Source organism: Leifsonia poae (assembly GCF_027921845.1).
GTDB lineage: Bacteria > Actinomycetota > Actinomycetes > Actinomycetales > Microbacteriaceae > Leifsonia > Leifsonia poae.
The window spans coordinates 552,945-573,256 of the sequence record NZ_BSEN01000006.1 but is presented as its reverse complement, the minus strand read 5'-3'; the positions used below and the strand labels follow the sequence as shown (position 1 = coordinate 573,256).

At 69.3% G+C, this 20,312-nt stretch carries 21 protein-coding genes and 1 tRNA gene; 8 read left to right on the top strand and 14 right to left on the bottom strand.

What is annotated here, in order from left to right:
• Window position 1 precedes the first annotated feature (1 nt).
• The 3 genes from PKE84_RS09745 to PKE84_RS09735 all read right to left on the bottom strand — a co-directional run bounded on the left by PKE84_RS09745 (window position 2) and on the right by PKE84_RS09735 (window position 3,881).
• The gene (locus PKE84_RS09745) at window positions 2-922 is read right to left on the bottom strand and encodes a sugar ABC transporter permease (protein ID WP_271177030.1); all 921 of its coding nucleotides are present in this window, start codon (window positions 920-922) and stop codon (window positions 2-4) included.
• Window positions 922-2,520: an ABC transporter permease subunit gene (locus PKE84_RS09740; RefSeq protein WP_271177029.1), complete on the bottom strand. Its 1,599-nt coding sequence runs from the start codon at window positions 2,518-2,520 to the stop codon at window positions 922-924. The genes PKE84_RS09745 and PKE84_RS09740 overlap by 1 nt, the downstream gene beginning before the upstream one ends.
• A 104-nt stretch (window positions 2,521-2,624) precedes the next feature.
• Window positions 2,625-3,881 carry a sugar ABC transporter substrate-binding protein gene (locus PKE84_RS09735; protein WP_271177028.1) on the bottom strand — a complete coding sequence of 419 codons (1,257 nt, stop codon included), beginning with the start codon at window positions 3,879-3,881 and terminating at the stop codon, window positions 2,625-2,627.
• Between the two features lie 280 nt (window positions 3,882-4,161).
• On the opposite strand from PKE84_RS09735, the gene PKE84_RS09730 reads away from it, so the two are divergent.
• Both PKE84_RS09730 and PKE84_RS09725 read left to right on the top strand, forming a co-directional pair.
• Window positions 4,162-5,202 carry a LacI family DNA-binding transcriptional regulator gene (locus tag PKE84_RS09730; RefSeq protein WP_271177144.1) on the top strand — a complete coding sequence of 347 codons (1,041 nt, stop codon included), beginning with the start codon at window positions 4,162-4,164 and terminating at the stop codon, window positions 5,200-5,202.
• Window positions 5,203-5,277: 75 nt separating this feature from the next.
• Window positions 5,278-7,011, top strand: coding sequence for a glycoside hydrolase family 13 protein (locus PKE84_RS09725; RefSeq protein ID WP_373877133.1), 1,734 nt, complete (start codon window positions 5,278-5,280; stop codon window positions 7,009-7,011).
• A 342-nt stretch (window positions 7,012-7,353) separates the two neighbouring features.
• Here the strand turns inward: PKE84_RS09725 and PKE84_RS09720 are convergent, their stop codons facing one another.
• The 3 genes from PKE84_RS09720 to PKE84_RS09710 all read right to left on the bottom strand — a co-directional run bounded on the left by PKE84_RS09720 (window position 7,354) and on the right by PKE84_RS09710 (window position 9,613).
• Window positions 7,354-8,499, bottom strand: coding sequence for a M23 family metallopeptidase (locus PKE84_RS09720; RefSeq protein ID WP_271177027.1), 1,146 nt, complete (start codon window positions 8,497-8,499; stop codon window positions 7,354-7,356).
• Between the two features lie 141 nt (window positions 8,500-8,640).
• Entirely contained in the window at window positions 8,641-9,453 is an 813-nt protein-coding gene (locus tag PKE84_RS09715) for an inositol monophosphatase family protein (protein WP_271177026.1), read from the bottom strand.
• Window positions 9,454-9,531: 78 nt separating this feature from the next.
• Window positions 9,532-9,613: transfer RNA gene (locus PKE84_RS09710), tRNA-Tyr, on the bottom strand.
• Window positions 9,614-9,849: 236 nt separating this feature from the next.
• Between PKE84_RS09710 and PKE84_RS09705 the strand changes: the two genes are divergently transcribed.
• Complete coding sequence (locus PKE84_RS09705; RefSeq protein WP_271177025.1) at window positions 9,850-10,425, top strand: ATP-dependent Clp protease proteolytic subunit; 576 nt, start codon at window positions 9,850-9,852, stop codon at window positions 10,423-10,425.
• Window positions 10,426-10,435: 10 nt separating this feature from the next.
• On the opposite strand, the gene PKE84_RS09700 is transcribed toward PKE84_RS09705, so the two are convergent.
• The 5 genes from PKE84_RS09700 to PKE84_RS09680 all read right to left on the bottom strand — a co-directional run bounded on the left by PKE84_RS09700 (window position 10,436) and on the right by PKE84_RS09680 (window position 15,037).
• Window positions 10,436-10,873, bottom strand: coding sequence for a helix-turn-helix domain-containing protein (locus PKE84_RS09700; RefSeq protein ID WP_271177024.1), 438 nt, complete (start codon window positions 10,871-10,873; stop codon window positions 10,436-10,438).
• A 32-nt stretch (window positions 10,874-10,905) separates the two neighbouring features.
• On the bottom strand, window positions 10,906-12,348 hold the full coding sequence (locus tag PKE84_RS09695; RefSeq protein ID WP_271177023.1) for an acyltransferase family protein: 1,443 nt from the start codon (window positions 12,346-12,348) through the stop codon (window positions 10,906-10,908).
• Window positions 12,349-12,470: 122 nt separating this feature from the next.
• Window positions 12,471-13,142 carry a response regulator gene (locus tag PKE84_RS09690; RefSeq protein ID WP_271177022.1) on the bottom strand — a complete coding sequence of 224 codons (672 nt, stop codon included), beginning with the start codon at window positions 13,140-13,142 and terminating at the stop codon, window positions 12,471-12,473.
• A complete protein-coding gene (locus PKE84_RS09685) occupies window positions 13,139-14,404 on the bottom strand; it encodes a sensor histidine kinase (RefSeq protein ID WP_271177021.1) in 1,266 nt (421 codons plus the stop codon). The genes PKE84_RS09690 and PKE84_RS09685 overlap by 4 nt, the downstream gene beginning before the upstream one ends.
• The gene (locus tag PKE84_RS09680; RefSeq protein WP_271177020.1) at window positions 14,405-15,037 is read right to left on the bottom strand and encodes a DedA family protein; all 633 of its coding nucleotides are present in this window, start codon (window positions 15,035-15,037) and stop codon (window positions 14,405-14,407) included. It abuts the gene before it with no gap.
• 213 nt (window positions 15,038-15,250) lie between these two features.
• On the opposite strand from PKE84_RS09680, the gene PKE84_RS09675 reads away from it, so the two are divergent.
• The 4 genes from PKE84_RS09675 to PKE84_RS09660 all read left to right on the top strand — a co-directional run bounded on the left by PKE84_RS09675 (window position 15,251) and on the right by PKE84_RS09660 (window position 17,286).
• Window positions 15,251-15,937 (top strand): GAF and ANTAR domain-containing protein, encoded by a 687-nt coding sequence (locus PKE84_RS09675; RefSeq protein WP_271177019.1) that lies wholly within the window; start codon window positions 15,251-15,253, stop codon window positions 15,935-15,937.
• Complete coding sequence (locus PKE84_RS09670) at window positions 15,934-16,647, top strand: GAF and ANTAR domain-containing protein (protein WP_271177018.1); 714 nt, start codon at window positions 15,934-15,936, stop codon at window positions 16,645-16,647. The genes PKE84_RS09675 and PKE84_RS09670 overlap by 4 nt, the downstream gene beginning before the upstream one ends.
• A gap of 111 nt (window positions 16,648-16,758) precedes the next feature.
• Window positions 16,759-17,058 carry a hypothetical protein gene (locus PKE84_RS09665; protein WP_271177017.1) on the top strand — a complete coding sequence of 100 codons (300 nt, stop codon included), beginning with the start codon at window positions 16,759-16,761 and terminating at the stop codon, window positions 17,056-17,058.
• Window positions 17,059-17,142: 84 nt separating this feature from the next.
• The gene (locus tag PKE84_RS09660) at window positions 17,143-17,286 is read left to right on the top strand and encodes a hypothetical protein (protein WP_271177016.1); all 144 of its coding nucleotides are present in this window, start codon (window positions 17,143-17,145) and stop codon (window positions 17,284-17,286) included.
• A 40-nt stretch (window positions 17,287-17,326) separates the two neighbouring features.
• On the opposite strand, the gene PKE84_RS09655 is transcribed toward PKE84_RS09660, so the two are convergent.
• Together PKE84_RS09655 and PKE84_RS09650 are read right to left on the bottom strand one after the other, a co-directional pair.
• Window positions 17,327-17,959, bottom strand: coding sequence for a DoxX family protein (locus tag PKE84_RS09655; RefSeq protein ID WP_271177015.1), 633 nt, complete (start codon window positions 17,957-17,959; stop codon window positions 17,327-17,329).
• 55 nt (window positions 17,960-18,014) lie between these two features.
• Window positions 18,015-18,608, bottom strand: a complete 594-nt coding sequence (locus PKE84_RS09650; protein ID WP_271177014.1) for a GNAT family N-acetyltransferase — start codon at window positions 18,606-18,608, stop codon at window positions 18,015-18,017.
• A 187-nt stretch (window positions 18,609-18,795) separates the two neighbouring features.
• Here PKE84_RS09650 and PKE84_RS09645 point away from each other — a divergent pair, with 187 nt between their 5' ends.
• Window positions 18,796-19,284, top strand: coding sequence for a YajQ family cyclic di-GMP-binding protein (locus tag PKE84_RS09645; RefSeq protein WP_271177013.1), 489 nt, complete (start codon window positions 18,796-18,798; stop codon window positions 19,282-19,284).
• Here the strand turns inward: PKE84_RS09645 and PKE84_RS09640 are convergent.
• Entirely contained in the window at window positions 19,271-20,287 is a 1,017-nt protein-coding gene (locus PKE84_RS09640) for an alpha/beta hydrolase (RefSeq protein ID WP_271177012.1), read from the bottom strand. The genes PKE84_RS09645 and PKE84_RS09640 overlap by 14 nt on opposite strands.
• Between the last annotated feature and the right edge of the window lie 25 nt (window positions 20,288-20,312).

Sequence of the window (20,312 nt, the reverse complement as noted above, 5' to 3'; positions counted from 1 at the left end):
CCTACTTAACCGAACCTGCGGTCAAACCGCCAACGATGTATTTCTGAAGGGCGAGGAACACCACCATCACCGGGATGGCCGACAGCACGGCGCCGGCGGCGAAGATGCTCCAGTTGTTCGAGAACTCCTGCGACACGAACGAGTACAGTCCGACCGCCAGCGTCTGCGTGCTCGGGTCGTTGAGCACGACGCTCGCAATCACGTACTCGCTGGTGGAGCTGATGAACGACAGCAGTCCGACGACCGCCAGGATCGGCGCGACCAGCCGCAGGATGATCCCGAAGAAGATCTGCGCGTGGCTCGCGCCGTCGATCTTCGCTGCCTCGTCGATCGAGACCGGCACGGAGCTGAAGAAGCCGTACATCAGGTACGTGTTCACCCCGAGGGCTCCGCCGAGATAGACCATGATCAGCCCGAGCTGGCTGCCGAGACCGAGCGCCGGGAAGACATCGGAGATCGCGGACAGCAGCAGGAAGATCGCGACCACGGCGAGGAACTGCGGGAACATCTGGATCAGCATGAGGCTGAGGAGTCCGAACCGGCGGCCGGAGAACCGCATCCGGGAGAACGCGTACGCGGCCATGGCACCGAGAAAGACGGTGGCGACCGCGGTCGTGAGACCGATGATCATCGTGTTGATGAACCACAGCCCGAACGGCTGGTCGGGGTTGGTGAACAGTGCAACGTAGTTGCTGCCGTCGACCGTGCGGAAGAGGTCGTTCGAGCCGACCAGCGACCCGGACGGGTTGAACGACGCCGACAGCACGTAGACCAGCGGGAAGACGGCCACGACGACCATGGCGATGGCCACGATGTGGCGCCATCCGGTGTCGCGGAACCAGCGGCCGAAGCGGAACGGCCGCGCCGAGGGTGTCGGACGACCGGACGCGGTCGTGCGGGAGGGAGCGGTGGTCACGGACATCAGTTGATCTCCTCGAGCGACTTCGTGCGGCGGAATGCGATCACCGAGATGACGCCGACCAGGATGAAGATCAGGATCGACAGCGCGCTGGCCAAGCCGTAGTCGCGAGCCCCTCCCGAACCGAACGCCACCTTGTAGACCATGGTGATCAGCAGGTCGGTCGACCCGATGTCGAAGGTCGTGTCGGTGAACCGCGGCCAGCCCTTCGTCAGCATGTAGATCGCATTGAAGTTGTTGAAGTTGAAGGCGAACGACGCGATCAGCAGTGGCGCGAGCGAGACGAGCAGTAGCGGTAGCTTGATCGACCGGAAGATGCGCCAGGCGCGGGCGCCGTCGACCTTCGCCGCCTCGTCGACCTCCTGCGGCAGCGACTGCAGCGCGCCGAGGCAGACCAGGAACATGTAGGGGTACCCGAGCCAGACGTTCACCAGCACCACGCTGAGTCGCGCGAGCCACGGGTCGGTGAGCCACGGGATCTCCGCGCCGCCGAACAGCACCTGGTTGATGAACCCGAACTGAGGGTTCAGGAGGCCGGCCCAGACCAGCCCGGAGAGGAACGGCGGGAACGCATACGGGAGGATGACGAGCACCCGGTAGAACTTCTTGCCGCGCAGCGACGGGTGGTTGAGCACCGTCGCGAGGAACAGACCGAGCGCGAACGAGAGCAGCACCGACAGGATGGCGAACGCGAAGGTCCACAGGATGACGCGCAGCAGCGGACCGGACAGCTGCGGGTTGGTGAACGCCTTCACGAAGTTGGCGAAGCCGACGTCGACCTTCCAGCCGGGGCTGAGCGCCTTTCCGCTCTCTGAGGCGAACGCGCCCTTGCCGTTGTCGGAGTACACGACGCCGTTGCCGTCGACGAAGGTGTCGGTCTTGGCGTCGTACACGACATCGGACCTGAACACGTAGGCCGTGGTGGCGTCGTCGGTGCGGAGGAAGCCGTCTTGCGGATCGTCGGAGACCGGAACGCGCAGGTCCGCGATCGCCGACTGGTTGTCGAGCACCTCGGAGAGCTGCAGCGTCGTGTAACCGGGGACGTTGGTGGGATCGTCGACCGGGCTGAGCGGCTGATCCGTCGTGCCGATCGAGCTGACACCCTTCTCGTCGGTCGCGAGGAGGTACAGGGTGCCGTCCTTCTTGAGGACGTTCACCTGATAGACCGGAGAGTCGGGCACGCGCTTGGCGCCGGTCGACTCGATCGCGCTGATCGCATCCGACTTGGTGCTGTTGTGGCCGTCGCTGTAGTTCGTGAAGGCGACGTACCCGCTGAAGCCGATGACGAACACCTGGAAGACGAGCAGGAAGAACACGCCGGGGGTGAGGTACTTGGCCGGCAGGCGCTTGCCCGCCCCGATGTAGATCCAGTTGATGATGCCGGTGATGACCACGGTGATCGCGATCGGCACCCACATCTGCAGGCCGGCCATGATCAGGATGGCCCAGACGGCGAACGCGTCGAGGAGCCCGAGCAGCACGATCTTCACGACCAGGCCCAGGATGCCGCCCGACCGCCGTTCGCGGGGAGGCGGCAGCGGGGCATCCGTGGATGGCGGGGGGACGTCGAGCGTCGTCGCTCGCTCGTGCTGGATGGTCATCTGTTCCTCAGTGGCTCAGGCAGGACGGTGCTCCTGACAGGACGGGAGCGGAAGAGCCGGAGCCGGCACCTGGGTGCCGGCTCCGGCCGGGAGAGACGGGCGGGTCAGCCCTTGATCTTCGACTGGACGTTGGTGGCGGCCGTGTTCCACACGGTCGCGGGGTCACCGTCGCCCTTGATGAGCTGCAGCTCGGCGCCGCCCCAGTCGGCCCAGACGGAGGCCATCTGCGGGATGGACGGCATCGGAACGCCGTTCAGGCCGATGTCGCCGAACGACTTGATGTCGGCGTCGGTCGCGGCGACGGCGTCGTACGCCGTGGTCAGCGCCGGCGGACGGCCGCCGACCTTGTAGAGCTGCTCCTGCACGGCATCCGTGCCGAGGTAGTCGACGAGGAACTTGGTGGCCGCGACCTTGTTGGTGCTCTTCGAGCTGATGAAGAACGCGTTCACGCCGAGGAACGGCTTGCCCTGCTTGCCACCGGCCGAGGGCACGGGGTCGATCGCGTACTTCACGCCGGCCGCCTTGATGGCGGGGACGTTCCACGGACCGGTCAGGTAGTACGGCGACTGGCCCTTCTCGAACGCGTCGAGGGCGATGTCACCGGTGATGTTGGCGTTCAGCACGCCCTCCTGGCCCCACTTCTTCACGGCGGTCGCGAACGCGACGCCGGCGGAGTCGCCGAGGGTCAGCTTGCTGGCGTCGTAGGTGCCGTCGGCCTTCTGGGCGAAGACGGACGATCCGAACGAGGTCTGCAGCGGGTACATGTGGTACGGGTCGCCCTGCTTCGGGTCGAGGCCGAGCAGGAAGGGGTACTTCGACTTTCCGGCGGCGACCGACGCCTTGCCGGTGACGATCAGGTTGTCGAAGCTGGTGGCTGCGGTGGGAGCGAGCGCCGTGTTGCGCAGCAGCGCGACGTTCTCGATCGAGTAGGGCAGGCCGTAGACGTTGCCCTCGTAGGTGACCGCCTGGATGGCGACCTTCGCGTAGTCGCTCTCCTTGCCGCCGAGCTGCAGCGGGGCGACGACGCCGTTCTGCACGTACGAGCCGAGCTTGTCGTGCGGCGAGACGATGATGTCGGGGCCCTTGCCGGTCGGGACCTGGCTGATGAAGTCCTGGTCGACCTTCGCGAAGTCCTTCACCGCGAGCTTCACCGTGATGCCGGTGTCCTTCTTGAACTTCGCCGCGACGTCCTTCAGGGCGGGCGCGCGCTGGGTGTCGACCCAGAGGGTGATGCTCTTGGAGCCGCTGGAGCTGTCGCCGGCGTTGCCGCCTCCGGCCGAGCATCCGGCGAGCGCTGTCGCCGCGACGGCTGTCGCCGCAACCGCGGCGATGCGCAACATCGATCGTTTGGTCACCGTCATTGGTGTGCCTTTCTGTGGTTGTGCCAGGGTCGAGGGCGTCGTCGACGCGTTCTGCGAGACCGGGATTCCCTCGCTGTGATGCAAGCGTTTTCATCAATAGTCGACTTTGGACGCAATAGCAAACCCCTATTTTCCGCGGATCGGCGGGAGTTTCGGTTTGCAGCGGCGGCTCATGCGCGTAGAGTGCTGTCGAATCATGGAAACGCTTGCAAGATCGAAGGATGCCCGACGCGTGACCTCGCTAGGATCGATCGACGACATCGAGAACAGCGGGGTGGCAATGGCCGGCATCGAAGACGTCGCGCGCGCCGCGGGCGTGTCGACCGCCACGGTGTCCCGCGCGCTGAACGGCAACCCCCATGTGTCGGAGCCGACGCGCAAACGGGTGGCCGACGCTGCCGCCGCTCTCGGATACGTCGTGTCGTCGAACGCGTCGAGCCTGGCATCCGGCCGCACCAAGAACATCGGCGCCGTCGTGCCGCACCTCAACCGCTGGTTCTTCTCCTCCGTGATCGAGGGCGCGGAGCGTGCGCTGCTGCGCCGCGGCTACGACCTCACCCTCTACAACCTGAGCGGCAGCGGGGACGAGCGCCGCACGGTGTTCGAGAACCACCTGCTGCGCAAGCGCGTGGATGCGGTGATCGCGGTCTCTCTCGAACTCACCGAGGCCGAGGTCGGCCGCCTGATCGCGCTCGGCAAGCCGCTCGTCGGCGTCGGCGGCCCGCTGCCCGGTGTGCGCACGCTGACGATCGACGACCGCGCGGTCGCGAAGCTCGCGACGGACCACCTGATCGCGCTGGGGCATCGCCGCATCGCCCACATCGGCGGCGACAAGGAGTTCGATCTCGACTTCCACATCCCGACCAATCGGCGCATGGGCTACCAGCAGGCGCTCGATGAGGCCGGCATCCCGTTGCAGCCCGCCCTGTTCCAGACGGCGGACTTCACGATCGCGGGCGGCTACCGCGCGGCCAAGCAGCTGCTCGGCGCCCCGCGCGACCGGCCGACCGCGATCTTCGCCGCCTCCGACGAGATGGCGATCGGCAGCATCCTGGCCGCGCGCGATCTGGGGCTCTCCGTTCCGCGCGACATCTCGATCGCCGGGGTCGACGACCACGAACTCGCCGACTTCTTCCAGCTCACCACGGTCGCTCAGTTCCCCGACCGTCAGGGCGAGCTGGCCGTCGAGGTCCTGATGCAGGCCCTCGAACCCGCCCCGACACCGGATGCCCTACCCGAGCACGACGCGTCGGCCACGATCCCCGTTCCGTATCAGCTCGTCGTGCGCAACAGCACGTCGCGACCCCTCGACACAGCCTGAGCGTTCGCTTGACGCAGTCATGAACTGCGCGGCTATTGTCGATTCATCCCCACCCCCGAGAGACAGGCGACCACCATCTCCAGCTCCGATTCCCCGCGTGCTTTCACCCCGATCTCGCACACCCCCGGCACCCCCGGCCGTGAGTGGTGGCGATCGGCCGTCATCTACCAGGTGTATCCGCGCTCGTTCGCGGACGCCGACGGAGACGGCATCGGCGACCTCCCGGGCATCACGCGCCGCCTCCCCGCCCTGCGCACGCTGGGCGTCGACGCCGTGTGGCTGTCGCCGTTCCAGACGTCTCCGCAGCGCGACGCCGGCTACGACGTGGCCGACTACCGCGACGTGGACCCGCTGTTCGGCACGCTCGCCGACTTCGACGTGATGCTCGAGACGGCGCACGGCCTCGGCCTGCGTGTGATCATCGACCTGGTCCCGAACCACACGTCGAGCGATCACGCCTGGTTCCAGGAGGCACTGGCCGCCGGGCCGGGAAGCCCGGAGCGCGAGCGGTACCTGTTCCGCGACGGCAAGGGCCCGGACGGGTCGCTGCCGCCGAACAACTGGGAGTCCATCTTCGGCGGCGCCGCGTGGTCGCGCGTGACCGAGCCCGACGGCACCCCCGGCCAGTGGTACCTGCACCTGTTCGACTCGTCGCAGCCCGACCTGAACTGGAACAACCCGTGGGTGTGGGAGCAGTTCCGCGGCATCCTGCGCTTCTGGCTCGACCGCGGTGTCGACGGCTTCCGCGTGGACGTGGCGCACGGCATGGTGAAGGAGGACGGCCTCCCCGACTACACGCCGCCGGAGCACCAGGGCAGCATGGGCGGTGGCGGCGTCGCGCTCGAACCCGAGATCGGCGCGGACGCCTCGATCGAGCCGTCCACTCCGCCGTACTGGGCGCAGGATGGTGTGCACGCGATCTACCGCGACTGGCACAAGCTGCTCGAGGAGTACGAGGGCGATCGCGTGCTGTGCGGCGAGGCGTGGGTCGAGCCCCTCGAGAAGCTGGCCCTCTGGGTACGCCCCGACGAGATGCAGCAGACGTTCAACTTCGGCTACCTCGAGACGCCCTGGGATGCCGCAGCGCTCCGCCACGTGATCGACCGCTCGATCGAGGTCTTCGGCAGTGTCGGCGCCCCGAGCACCTGGGTGCTCTCGAACCACGACGTCGTGCGCCACGCCACGCGCCTCGCCCTCACCACCGAGAACCTGCAGGGCCACGGGCTCGGCCCGAAGTCGACCGGGATCCCGGACACCGCCTTCGCGCTGCACCGTGCGCGCGCGGCGACGGCCCTGATGCTGGCCCTGCCCGGCTCCGCCTACCTCTACCAGGGCGAGGAGCTCGGCCTCCCCGAGGTCATCGACCTCCCCGACTCCGCCCGGCAGGACCCGACCTGGTTCCGCACGAACGGCGAGCGCTACGGACGCGACGGCTGCCGGGTGCCGATTCCGTGGGAGTCGGCCGCGCCGTCGTACGGGTTCGGCCCGAGCGACTCGAGCTGGCTGCCGCAGCCGTCGTCGTGGGCGTCGTACGCCCGCGACGTGCAGGAGGGCGTGCCTGGATCGACGCTGAGCATGTACGAGGAGGCGCTGGCCGCTCGCAGTGCGAACGACCTCGCGTTCGGCGAGCTCGAGTGGCTGTCGCTCGGCACCGATGTGATCGCATTCCGCAACGGGAATGTGACCGTCGTGACGAACCTCGGCGAGACGCTGATCCCGCTTCCGGAGGGCGAGGTGCTGCTCGTCAGCGGTGCGCTCGACCACAATGCCATCCCGCAGGACGTCACCGTCTGGCTCACCGCCGCCTGAAGCGCGCCCGCGCCGCTCGCGGGCGAGCGCTCCGCTCGCACTCGAGCGCTCCGCTCGCCCGCGCGTCCGTTTGCTCACCCATTTCGTCGAGTCGGGGATAAAGCACGCGAATCCGCCGATCGGCGTGATTAATCCCCGACTCGCGTAACGGCGTCGCGCGCGTCGCTCGCGCGCGCGTCGCTCGCGCGCGCCTCCGTTCGCTCACCCATCTCATCGAGTCGGGGATTAAGCACGCGAATCCGCCGATCGGCGTGCTTAATCCCCGACTCGCGTACAGGCGCCGACGGGCGCGCGGCGGGCGCCGGCGCCGACAGGCGCCGGGGCGCGCGGCGGGCGCCGCGGCTAGGAGGCGTTGGCTTTGAGCCAGACGTAGGGGTCGGTGTGCTCGGTGCCGTTGAGCAGGATCTCGAAATGCAGGTGCGCTCCCGTGGAGATGCCGGTGTTGCCGACGAGCCCGACGATGTCGCCGACCTTCACCGCCTGACCGACGGCGACCCGCACCGAGCCCGACATCATGTGGCAGTACTTGCTCGCCACGAGCGCTCCGCCGATCATGTGGTCGATGGTGACGTTGACGCCGCATCCGCCGTTGTCAGAGGGCACGACCTCCCGCACGACGCCGTCGGCGATGATCTGGATCGGGACGCCCACGCCGGGCGCGAAGTCGATTCCGGGATGGTTCGTCGATGCGCCCTCGGTCGGGGCGACGCGCGGACCGTACCAGTCCGAGATCGGGACGCCGATGGCGAAGGGCCACTGCACCGCACCGCGCGGGTTGTTGGTGAAGGTGTCCGCGATGCGCATGTGACTGGTCGCGGAGACCTGCTCGGCTGACGTCACATCGGCGCCGTCCCGGATGATCGACGCCACTTCGCCGCCCACCGCATCGGCCATCGCCTGCGGCTCGACCGCGGCTGCCGGAGCGAGCTGTTGCTGCAGAACCTGGGCGCGTACGTCACCCTCGCTGAGGAGGGCCATCGCCGGCACCGAGGTCGCGACGGCCATCGCGACGGCGAAGGTCATCGCGAGCAGGCTGAAGCCCTTGGCGACGGCGGACTTCCGGCGGACGACCGGCTTCCTGCGCGCCGCGCGCGGGACGGAGGGCGCGGCGGTCATCGCGCGGGCCCGATCAGCGGGACGCGGTGAATGGTCGGCCTGGGCGAGTTCGGGCTGCGCGGCCTCCTCGGCCCGCTCGGCCTTCGCGCCCTTCGCGACCTGCGCGGCCTCCTCGGCCCGCTCGACCTTCGCGGCCAGCGCGGACTCCTCGGCGCGCTCGAGCTTCGCGCCCATCCGTGCCTTCGCGGCCTCCTCGGCGCGCTCGCGTTCGCGCAGCTCGCGCCGCGTCAACGGCTGAGCCGCCACATCCCACGCAGCCGCCGCATCCGCCGCAGCCACTACAGACGCGGCATCCACCGCAACCGGCCGCGGGGTCGCCGGCCCGCCGAGCGGGCGCACAGCGGCGCCCTCATCCTGGCGGTCGGGAGTCAACGGTCGGGTCGGCTTTCGATCAGTCTCGGGGACGATGCGGGTGGACGGGCGGACCCGGCCTCACAGCGCATCGAAGATAACGAATTCATAAACCCTACCGAATCGCGGGCCTAACGTATGAATTCGCATAGAGAGCGCGCGTTAATCCCAGCCGGCGTACAGCTTCTGGATCACCGGGTCGAGCTGCGCGAACAGCCCGGGCTCGGCGGCCACCAGCAGGTCGCTCCCCTCGCGCGCATCGCCGAGGCCGCCGACCGTCGCGCCCGCCTCGCGTGCGATCAGCGCACCGGCCGCGTGATCCCACGGGTTCAGCCCGCGCTCGAAGTACGCGTCGAGCCGGCCGGCGGCGACGGCGCAGAGGTCGAGGGAGGCCGCCCCGATCCGCCGGATGTCGCGCACCTGCCCGATGAGCTCGGTCACGATCGCGGCCTGGCGGCGGCGCTTTTCGGCGTCGTAGCCGAACCCGGTCCCCACTAGGGCGAGCTCGAGCTGGGTGCCCGGCTTCACATGGATGGCGTGCCCGTTGAGCCGGGCGCCGCCGCCTTCGAACGCGGTGAACGCCTCGCCCGCGGCCGGGTTCACGACGGCCCCGGCAAGCGTGCGCCAGGTCGCCGGATCGGGGTCGCCCTCGACCACGGCGACACTCACCGCCCACGACGGGATGTCGTAGAAGTAGTTGACGGTGCCGTCGATCGGATCGACGACCCAGGTGAGGCCGCTGGTCCCGGTTGCGCCGCCCGACTCCTCCCCGAAGAAGCCGTCGTTCGGACGCGACGCCGCGATGGCGTCCCGGATGAGCTGCTCGGACTCGCGGTCCGCGCGGGTCACGATGTCGCTGAGCGACGACTTGGAGGCGGCGATCTCCACGCCCTCTGCTCGCCGCTGCCGGGCGAGGTCCGCGGCGCGGCGCGCGATCGTGAGGGCGATGTCGGCGAGTTCGGCGTTGTACGGCATGCCCCCAGCCTGACAGACGACCGACAGCAGACGCAGAAAGGGACTCAGCTCACAGAGCTGAGCCCCTTTCGTAGCGGGTGGCGAGTGAGGGATTCGAACCCCCGAAGGCTACGCCGGCTGATTTACAGTCAGATCCCTTTGGCCGCTTGGGTAACTCGCCAAGGCGCTCCCGACCACCAGTGTTCTGGTGACCGAAGGCGCTCGACAAGGATACTCATCGAATGCTCCGACGCGAAATCAGCGAGCGCCCAGGATGCTCCGGCGGTCATGTCTGCCGATGGCAGATTCGCGCTCGGCAGACGAGCGGCCTCCCGACGTCTCCGCGTTCGCACAATGGGACCACCGATCGCGCTGCCTGCGCGGGAACGGCTCTCAGCCACCGACACGGAGGTCATCATGGACACGGCAACGACCGCACCCGATCAGCTCATCTTCAAACGACTGCTCGAAGAGCGCATCGTTTTCCTCGGATCCGAGGTGACGGACGAGTCGGCGAACGAGATCTGCGCGCAGCTCCTCATCCTCAACTCGATCTCGCCCGACCGCGACATCTACCTCTACATCAACTCCCCCGGCGGCTCGATCACCGCCGGGTTCGCCATCTACGACACGATGAACTTCGTGCAGGCCGACGTCGCGACCGTCGCCCTCGGCTTCGCGGCGTCGATGGGGCAGTTCCTGCTCTCCTCGGGAACCGTCGGCAAGCGCTACGCCCTCCCCAACGCCAGCGTCGTGATGCACCAGCCGCACGGCGGCTTCGGCGGCACCTCCGCGGACATCCAGACCCAGGCGAAGCAGATCCTGCATTTCAAGCACCGGATGGCGGAGCTCACGAGCGCGCAGACGGGCAAGCCGGTCGACCAGATCGTCGAAGACGGCGACCGCGACCGCTGGTTCACCGCCGACGAGGCGCTGGACTACGGATTCGTCGACCACGTCGTCGGCTCGACGACCGCGCTCCCCCGGAGCTGAGGTGGGCGCCTCAGGCGGCGAGCAGCTGCGCGTCGAAGGTCGAACGACGACCGGATACCGCGCGATGCTCTGGCTCGCGGGCACCGAGTTCGACGATGCGGGCTGGGGCTTCGACACGGGCGGGGGTGTCGACGCGCAACGGGGCGCCGACCCGCGGCGACTCGACGCGCGACGGGGTCTCGACGAGTCGCAATCCGGATGCAGCCGGGCGCCCATCCGTCAGCCCCGCGTACTCCCCGGCGACGCGGGCGAGCAGTTCACGCTCGGTGATCTCGAGCACCCGGCACAGCGTCGCGAGGATCTCGGACGACGCCTCCTTGCGGCCGCGTTCCACTTCCGACAGGTAGGGGACGGAGATCCGCGAGGACTCCGAGAGCTGGCGCAGCGTGGTCCCCCGCTCGAGACGGCGGCGGCGCAGCACCGAGCCGATGGCGTGTCGCAGCAGCATGGGATCTCCTCACGGTCGCTGTGGGGGCCAGCCTAGGCCGTGCGCTCGCGAACCGCCCATGGCATCCGGCGGTTCTGCTCTGGGCAGAATCGCACCATCCGGGTCGCCGCCAGCAGCAGCGCCAGCCCGGCCACTCCGCCGGCGAGCGAGTATCCGGTCACGAGGATGATCAGCACGCCACCGGATGCGGCCGCCGCCGCGAGAAACGGTCGCACGCTCAGGCTCCCCGGCGAGGCGGGCGTCCCTGTCGACACGGCCACCGTCTGCCCGGCCGCCGTCCGCCCGGCCCTCGGCCGCCCGGCCCTCGGCCGCCCGGCCTCCGACCGCCTCGCGATCGCCACAACGGCGGCGACGCTCACCGCGACCGCCGCGAGCCACAGCGGCCGGGTCATCCACCAGTCCACCATCAGCGGGACCGGCAACCGCGCCCCCGACAGCAGCAGCAGCGCCGCGAGCGCGATCAGCACGAGCATGTGCCAGAGGTAGATGGTCATGGCGCGCGCGTTCATCGCGGACACCGCACGGAGGAGCATCCGGATGCCCGCGAGCCGCTGCAGCGCAGGGCGCACCAGCTCGAAGACCGCGAGTTGCGCGAGGCCGAGCAGCACCAGGGCGAGCGTCGGCGGGTTGAGGTTCGCCAGCATGTCGAACGAGTACACGCCGGTCGCAGCCAGCACGAACAAGACGGTGAGGGAGCCGACCGCCACTCCGCTGAGAGTCGGGCGAGACAGGCCCGACACACGCCCGGAGGCGAGCCAGAACCCGAGCTGCTGCACGAGCAGCCACACGAAGAGCAGGTTCGCGAACCCGACGGCCGTGATCCCCGTGCTCGATCGCACCACGTCCACGGCGATGACGAGCGCGGTGAGCGCCGCGACCGTGGCGAGCGGTGCACGCCGATGCGCCGCGTACAGGGCGGGCACGAACGCCGTGCACAGGATGTACACCCCGAGGAACCAAAGGGGCTGGCTGAGCCGGAAACCCGCCGTCGCAACGATGTCGTGCGGAACGCCTCCGAGCGTGAGAGCCGCCAGGGCGACGACCACCGCCCCCACGGCCGTCACCGCCGGTACGACGAGGCGCCGCATCCGCAGGGCGACGTACTCGCCCGCTCCGACACCGCGCTCGCGCATCCGGCCCCAGTGGGTGAAGCTCGAGAACCCGCCGAGCACCACGAAGAGCGGCATGATCTGCGCCAGCCAGGTGAACGGGGCCAGCCACGCCCAGTGCTCGAGAGCGTTGGCGAGAACCGGTCCGCCCACTCCGACGCTGACGCCGACCATGAGGGCATGCAGTCCGACCACGACGGTGAGGCACCAGGCCCGCGCGATGTCGACGGTGACGTCACGGGTTCCAGCCGGTCCCGCCGGCCGGCTGCCCGTCGTCGCGACGCGAGCACTCGGCCCCGCACCGCGAGCGCTCGGCCCCGCACCGCGGATGCTCGGCGCCGCTTCGGGCAGGATCGCTGTCGACATGCTGTGCTCCCTCCGGCGCGACCCGGATGGCCGGCCGCAGGAAGCATCCCAACGCGACGTCGCCCGCGGCATCGCTCCGCGGAGCGAACCGGACCCCTACCGCCGTAGGGGTTCCGGTGCGGTCAGGAGGCGGGCTCGACGAGTCCGGCGTCGAACGCCAGGATCACCGCGTGCACGCGGTCGCGCAGCCCGAGCTTGGTGAAGATGCGGCTGACGTGGGTCTTGACCGTCTGCTCGGCGATGAACAGCCGGCCGGCGATCTCGCCGTTCGAGAATCCGCGCCCGATCAGCACCAGGATCTCGTGCTCGCGTTCGGTGAGACCGGCCAGCGCGAGCGCGTGACGATTCGTCGGCGGCCGCTGGGCGGCGAAGCGTTCGAGCAGCCGTTTGGTCACACGCGGCGCGAGCAGGGCATCCCCGGCCGCCACGATCCGCACGGCCTGCACCAGGTCGTCGGGCAGCGCATCCTTGAGCAGGAATCCGCTCGCTCCGGCCGTCAGGGCGTCGTGAACGTAGTCGTCCACGTCGAAGGTCGTGAGCACCAGGACCAGGGGCGTGTACGGCTCCCCGCGACTCGGATGCACGAGCTCCCTGGTGGCGTCGATGCCGTTCATCACGGGCATCCGCACGTCCATGAGCACGACGTCGGGCCGCAGCCTCCGCGCCTGCTCGATCGCCTCGGCGCCGTCGGCGACCTGACCGACGACGCGGATGTCCTCTTGAGCGTCGAGGATGGCGGCGAAGCCGGCGCGCACCATGGCCTGGTCGTCCGCGATCAGCACGGTGATGGTCATGCGGTCCCTTCCGGGTCGGCCTGCGCGGCCGATTCGGCCCGCGCACCCCGCGCGACGGCCAGCGGAAGCGACGCGCGCACCACGAAGCCGCCGTCCGCCGTCCGTTCCGCCTCCAGCGTTCCACCCAGCAGCACCGCCCGCTCGCGCATGCCCCGGATGCCGTGACCACCCGCATCCGGAGCGGGAGCAGCCGACGGACGTCCGGTCGCCGCCTCGTTGCGAACCTCGACGTCGATCCTGCGGTCGCGCCGGTCGATCACGACCGCTGTGCGCGCCCCGGTCGAGTGCCGTGCGACGTTGCTCAGCGACTCCTGCACGATGCGGTAGACCGTGAGCGAGACCGCGGGATCGAGCGGCGCGTTCGGACCCGCAGCCTGGTCCTCGAGCGTCGTCGGCGTGCCGGCGCGAACGGCGCGGTTCACCAGCGCCGGCACGTCGGCGACCGACGGCTGCGGCGCCGTCTCGGCCGCGGCATCCTCACTGCGGAGCACGCCGAGCAGCCGTCGCATCTCGCCCATCGCGGTGCGGGCCGTCGCGGCGAGGTCGTCGAACTCGGCCGCCGCCTCCTCACTGAGCGACGGCAAACGGTACTTGGCCGACGACGCCTGCACCTGGATCGCCGACATCCCGTGCGCCACGACGTCGTGCAGCTCACGCGCGATCCGGGTTCGTTCCTCTGCGATCTCGCGTCGCGCGAGTTCGGAGGCCGAGACCTGCCGTTCGCGTGCGAGCTGGGCGCGCACCGCCTGCCACCGGGTGACGAGCACGCCGGCGATCAGCACCGCGCCGGTCATCGACGCGAACACGATGAGGTCGGCGGTGGCATCGTTCGCCGTCACGGATGCCCGCAGCGGCGTCAACGCGACGACGAGCGCACCCACGACCGCGGCCGCCCAGCCGGCGAGCCCGACCAGCCACGACGAGCGCACCGTCGCGATCAGCACGACGAGGGCCTGCGCGATCATGGTCGTCACGGCGACGGGCCACGGGCTGGTGCCATCGGCCGACGAGACGATCGCGAATCCGATGACAGCCGCGACCGACAGCGCCATCGCGATGCGAGGGATCACGATCGCCAGCACGATCGACGCCGACTGGGCCAGGGCCAGCACGAGGGCCAGAGCCACCGGGATGCCCGCGATCGTCGACCCGAGCGACCAGCCGAGGGCCAGCAGCACGACCGCGGCCGTGCTGCCCGCTCCCCAGAGGAGCACGAGCGCAGGGTCGAGTCGCTGCCGCGCGGGAACCGCTTGCGTGACCATCTACTCCACCTCCCCTGCGACGAGTTCGCGGCCACCGACGCGCCGCTGCGCGATCATCCGGATGACGGCGTCGATCACGACGCCGGTCACGAGGCCGAGCGCGACGCCCACGAGCATCCCGAGCACGGGGTTGCCGTGGAGCCACTGCCCCGCGAGCAGTCCCACCGTAACGGAGTAGACGGACCAGGTGATGCCCGCGAGCACCGACAATCCGAAGAATCGGGCACGGGAAAACCCCGATGCGCCCGCGACGAGGTTCACGGCGACGCGGCCGATCGGCACGTAGCGGGCCGTCATCAGCAGCACGGCGGCGCGGCGGTCGAGGCCGCGGTGCGCGGCGTCGAGGGCCGCCCGCATCCGGCGCCGGCGCATCCAGGCGAAGCGGTCGAGGCCGACCAGGCGGCCGATCGTGAAGGTGAGGTTGTCGCCGAGGATCGCCCCCGCGGCGGCGCACGCGACCACGAGCGCGATGTTGGGCTGCCCGACCGAGATGCTGGCGGCGGCCGCGGCGATGACCACGGTCTCGCTCGGCACAGGCGGGAAGAAGGCGTCGACGAACACGACCGCGATCACCACCAGGTAGACCCACGGCGATGTCGCTGCCTGCACGATGAACTCGTTGACGGCGTCCACGGCCGCCTCCCGTCTCGAAGAAGCGAAGCGACCGGATGCCGCCTCGTCTTCGAGGCTAGGAATCCGCCGGCGGCCGATCGTCACCCCGGAGTACTTTCCGACCCCTACCGTGGAGTGACATCGAGGCGCGCGCGTCGGCCGCGCAGTGACATCGGCTGCCGCAGGGTCGACAATGAGAGAGAACGTCCTGCGGGATGGGTTCTGGAGGACACCATGGTCACTGACGCTTCGCTGGCGTCGCCCGACTTCTGTGCGCCCTTCCTCGCCGCCCTACCCGTCACCGGCGCCGCGATCTCCACCCTCGGCGACCTCGTCTCGCCCGAGACGGTCTGCGCGAGCGACCCGCAGGCGGCCCGGCTCGACGAGCTGCAGTTCGACCTCGGGGAAGGACCGTGCTGGGACGCCTCGGCGTCCCGCCGCCCGGTGATCGAACCGGACATCCAGCGCGCCCCCCTCGGCTCCTGGCCGGCCTTCGTCGACGCCATCCAAGACACCTCGGTGCGGGCGATGTTCGCATTTCCGCTGCTGCTCGGCCCGATCAACCTCGGCGTGATCGACCTCTACAGCGACGCGGTCGGAACGCTCCGAACGGACTACGAGAAGACGGCGGAGGCCCTCGCCGAGGCAGCCAGCCGCCGGCTGCTCCACGACATCCTCGCCCGCCTCGAACGCGACCCGTCGCTCGACGAGGCCGGTACGGAGTTCTCGCGCCGGCGCATCCACCAGGCCACGGGTGCGGTGATCGCCCAACTCGGCGTCTCGGCGCAGGATGCTGCGCTAGTGATCCGCGCGCACGCGTTCGCGACCAGCCGGCCGGTGCGGGATGTCGCCGACGACATCCTGACCTGGCAGCTGGACTTCTCGGCAGGCGGCCCCGGCGAATCGCGGGAGGGACGATGAAGGAAGACATTCGCGAAGCACAGTTGCTGGAGTCGTTCGCCACGCTCGCCGACACGCTCGTCGCCGGCTACGACATCCTCGATCTGCTGCAGACACTGGTCGAGCGCTGTCAGGCACTCCTCACGGCGACCCAGGCCGGCATCCTGCTCGCCGACGGCAACGGGAGCCTCGACGTCGTCGCCTCGACCGACGAGCGGTCGCAGCTCATCGAACTCATGCAGCTCGGCCCGGATGGCGGCCCGTGCGTCGAGTGCTACGTGAGCGGCCACGCCGTGTCGGTGCCGTCGATCGACGACCTGCAGACGCACTGGACCAGCTTCCGTGACGCGGCCCTCGCGCAGGGCTTCCACTCGATCCACGCCTTTCCGCTCCGGTTGCGCAACGTCACGATCGGCTCGCTCAACCTGTTCCGCGACGAGCAGGGCGAGCTGGACAAGCTCGACACCGTCGCCGCCCAGGCGATGGCGGATGTCGCGACCATCGGCATCCTGCAGGAGCGCGCGGTGGCCGAGGGCGACGTCATCCGGTCGCAGTTGCAGCGGGCGCTCGACAGCCGGGTGATCATCGAGCAGGCGAAGGGCGTGATCTCGTACCGGCACCGCATTCCGGTCGATGAGGCGTTCAACCGCATCCGGGGGCACGCGCGCTCGCAGCAGCTGCCGCTGACGGCGGTGGCGCGGGACATCGTGGAGCGTCGGCTCGCCCTCTGAACCGGTGCCGCCGGTGGGGGCGACACGGTCGTCGTCAAGGGGTAGCTTGGGGCGAGTTGCCCCAGACCCGGTAGCCGCACGATGCCAGGAGACGCTCCCCGGGAGGTTCCCATGAAATCCGTTCACCTCAGCAACGACTCGGTCATGACCGGCGACGAACTCGCCGACGGACTGCTCGAGTTCGCGCTCGCGCTCAGTCGCGAACAACGCGTCGAGGTCGTCGAACTGCCCGTCGTCGACCATGAGGGCGCGGTGCAGCGCGCGCGCTTCCTGGTGGGCGGCAGCATCCCCCTCTGGACCATGACGGTCGACCCCAACGGCACGCCCGAACTCAAGGATCCGGATGCCCGCGACGAACTGCGCCGGCGCACTGACCAGCTCGAACTGGAGTGGCTGCTCCCCCGGGGCTGATCGCCTGCGCCGCGTTTCCGGGCAATCCGCGACACCCCGACCGGCCTGGCGGGAGTGTCGGTGGTGCGGCGCAGAATCGACGGCATGAGGACGTTGGAGATATGCGAACGGTGCGACGGAACCGGCGCCGACCCGACCCAGCACGAGAACGAGGTCACCCTCTGCATCGAGTGCGGCGGCGACGGATGCCACGTCACCTTCTTCGCTGAATTGCAGCAGACCGCCTGATCGTTCGCCGGCGGTTGCCCGTCGGCGATATGCTCGCGGGCTAGGCCTCGGGCGACCCTTCGGCCGCCGACGTGTCAGCACCGGTATCTGCCGTTGTACCCGCGGTCGTGTCTGTGGCCGGCTCCGTTGGCGTCGTCGTCGTTGCCGTGTCGCTCGCGGCCGGCGCGAGATCGCGCTTGGCCTCGGCCGCACGACGACCGTATTCGACGGCGGCCCACGACGCCGCCACCCCGCCGCCGAGCGCGAAGAGCCCGCCGACGATCCCCCAGCGCTTCTTGCCGAATGCCGCGTCGACGGAGAATATGCCCGGCCCGTCGGTCGCGAGGGCCGTCGCAACGGCGATCAGCACCGCGTTGAACTCGAAGCCGCCGTTCGAGTTCCACGGCCCGTTCTTCCAGTGCACCTTGCGGATCGCCGTGGTCATCGCGGCGATCAGGGCGGCGGATGCGGCCGGGGTCGCGGCGCCGGCGATCAGCGCCGCCCCTCCGATCGTCTCCGAGAGCGCCGCTGCGCGGGCCTGCAGCGGGGCCGGCTCCATGTCCATGCTGGCGACCATCTTCTCGGTCCCTTCGAGGCCGGGGCCGCCGAAGGCGCCCTTCAGCTTCTGGAGGCCGTGTCCGACGAACACGCCACCGACGACGATGCGTACGAGGAGTTTCCCTGTTCCATCCATACGCGTGACCATACGCGTGCTTCGCGCATCCCGCGAGGGAAGTGTTGCACCGGCGTCAACTGAGGGCCGGCGGCACCGTCTTGCGCATCACGGTCTTGCTCGTGCCGATGTGACGCTCGAAGGTGAACCCCGCCTTCTCGAACATCGCCCTCGTGCCGTTGTGGAGGAACGAGGACGATGTGCGCTTGCCGGGAGCGAGCTCGTTGGGGAACGAGACCACCTCGCCTCCGCCCGCCTGCGCGATCAACTCGAGGGCGCCGTCCAGCGCTTCCCTGGCCACTCCCGAACGTCGGTGGTCGCGGTCGACGAAGAAGCAGGTGATGCGCCACGGCGCCGGATTGTCCTCGCCCGCGTCGTACTGCTTGCGGTGGTAGATGCGGGGCAGTTCGGCAGGGCTGCCGTACTCGCACCACGCGATCGCGTCGTCGCCGTCGAACACGAGCGCGGCGTGCGCGACCCCCTCCGCCACGAGTCGTTGCTTGAACGTCGGCCCGTCGTACTCGCTCTTCACGGTGTCCTCCGTGTCACCGTGGAAATACGAGCAGTAGCACCCGCCCCAGACGCCGTTGTGCTTCTGCGCGAGCGCCAGCCACGCCGGAAAGGTGTCGGGGGTGAGCGGCCTGATCACGTGCGCCGTCGTCACGCTCATCTCAGCCGCGCCTCGTGCTGTGTCGAATTGTTGGCGATTGGCCCATCAGGAACTCCTCCGAATGCTGCCGGAGTCCCGAGCCGTTGACGAGCGGAGGACCCGAACAGGCCCAACGGTACTCCTGACTCCGGCCGCCCCGCCGGTAGGCTGGATGCGTTTCGACGCACGAGAGAGAGGGACGCTCACCATGGCGGATTCATCGTTTGACGTTGTCAGCAAAGTCGACAAGATGGAGGCCGACAACGCCCTCAACCAGGCGCGCAAAGAGGTCGACCAGCGCTACGACTTCAAGAACGTCGGCGCCTCCATCGAATGGAGCGGCGAGAAGGTGCTGATGAAGGCCAACACCGAGGAGCGCGTCAAGGCCGTGCTCGAGGTGTTCGAATCCAAGCTCATCAAGCGGGGCATATCCCTCCGTTCGCTCGACACGGGCGAGCCCTTCGCCTCGGGCAAGGAGTACCGCATCGAGGCCGGCATCAAGAACGGCATCGAGCAGGACGACGCGAAGAAGATCTCCAAGCTCATCCGCGACGAGGCCCCCAAGAGCGTCAAGTCGCAGATCCAGGGCGACGAGCTGCGGGTCAGCTCGAAGAGCCGCGACGATCTGCAGGCCACGATGGCGCTGCTGAAGAACGCCGACCTCGACGTCGCGGTGCAGTTCGTCAACTTCCGCTGAGGTACCCGCGCAACCACTGCGTCACGCGGGCGTAGGCGTCTTCGCGCACGGGCTCTTTCGACAGGAAGATGTCGTGCAGCGCTCCGTCGATCCGCGCCACCGTCACAGTCGGCGCCAGCTTGATCGAGCGCTGCGCGATATCGTCGACCACGAGCACGATGTCGCTGCTCAGCATGTCCGGCGTCCAGTACGGCAGCATCGTCGAACGGGCCGACACCATGGTGAGCACCGGAGCCTGGATCGTCAGGCCGCCGGCGACCTGGGCGTGCCCGGCCAGCACCGCGTTCAACCAGGCCGGATGCACGGGGAATCCTCGGACCGGCCGCCACGCCAGGTCGTAGTCCCATTCGCCGTCCATCGCGGCCGACACCGACCGCGTGTAGAAGCCGAGGTCGACGTTCGGCAGGGCTGCGCGTGGATCGACACGCGCCTGCAAGCCGATGATCGGCGCCAGGGCGGCGCGTCCGGCCGACCGCGCCTGGAACTCGAGCCACGGGCTGTTCAGTACCAGGGCATCCGCTCGTGAGGGGTGCCGATGCGCCCAGAGGCTCAGGGTGAGGCCGCCGGTGGAGTGACCCATCAGCACGAGTCGCCGCTTGCTCTTCTGCCCGACGGCGTGGCCGATCGCGGTCAGCGCTGCGTCGAGGTCCTCGTCGTAGGTGGCGAGGTCGTCGACGAATCCGGGAGTCTGCCCTGGCCTGAGGCTGCGCCCGTACTTGCGCAGATCGAGAGCGTAGAAGCGGGCGCCCTGGTCGTGCCAGAAGACGGCGAGCTCCTTCTGGAAGAAGTAGTCCGACCAGCCGTGTACGTAGAGCACATCGGTGTCGGCGGCGACCGGTCTGCGCACGTGCGCGTCGGTCAGCAGGTCCGCGAAGCCGGGCGACGGCGCGTACCGCACGAGCGTCGCCACGACCTCGCCCTCGGCATCCGGGGCCAGGGTCAGCGTCAGCTGATCGAACGGCTCGCCCAGCACGTCCGGCTGCCACCCCTGCTCGCGCGTCATGACCTCAGCGTGCCAGGTGGAGCAC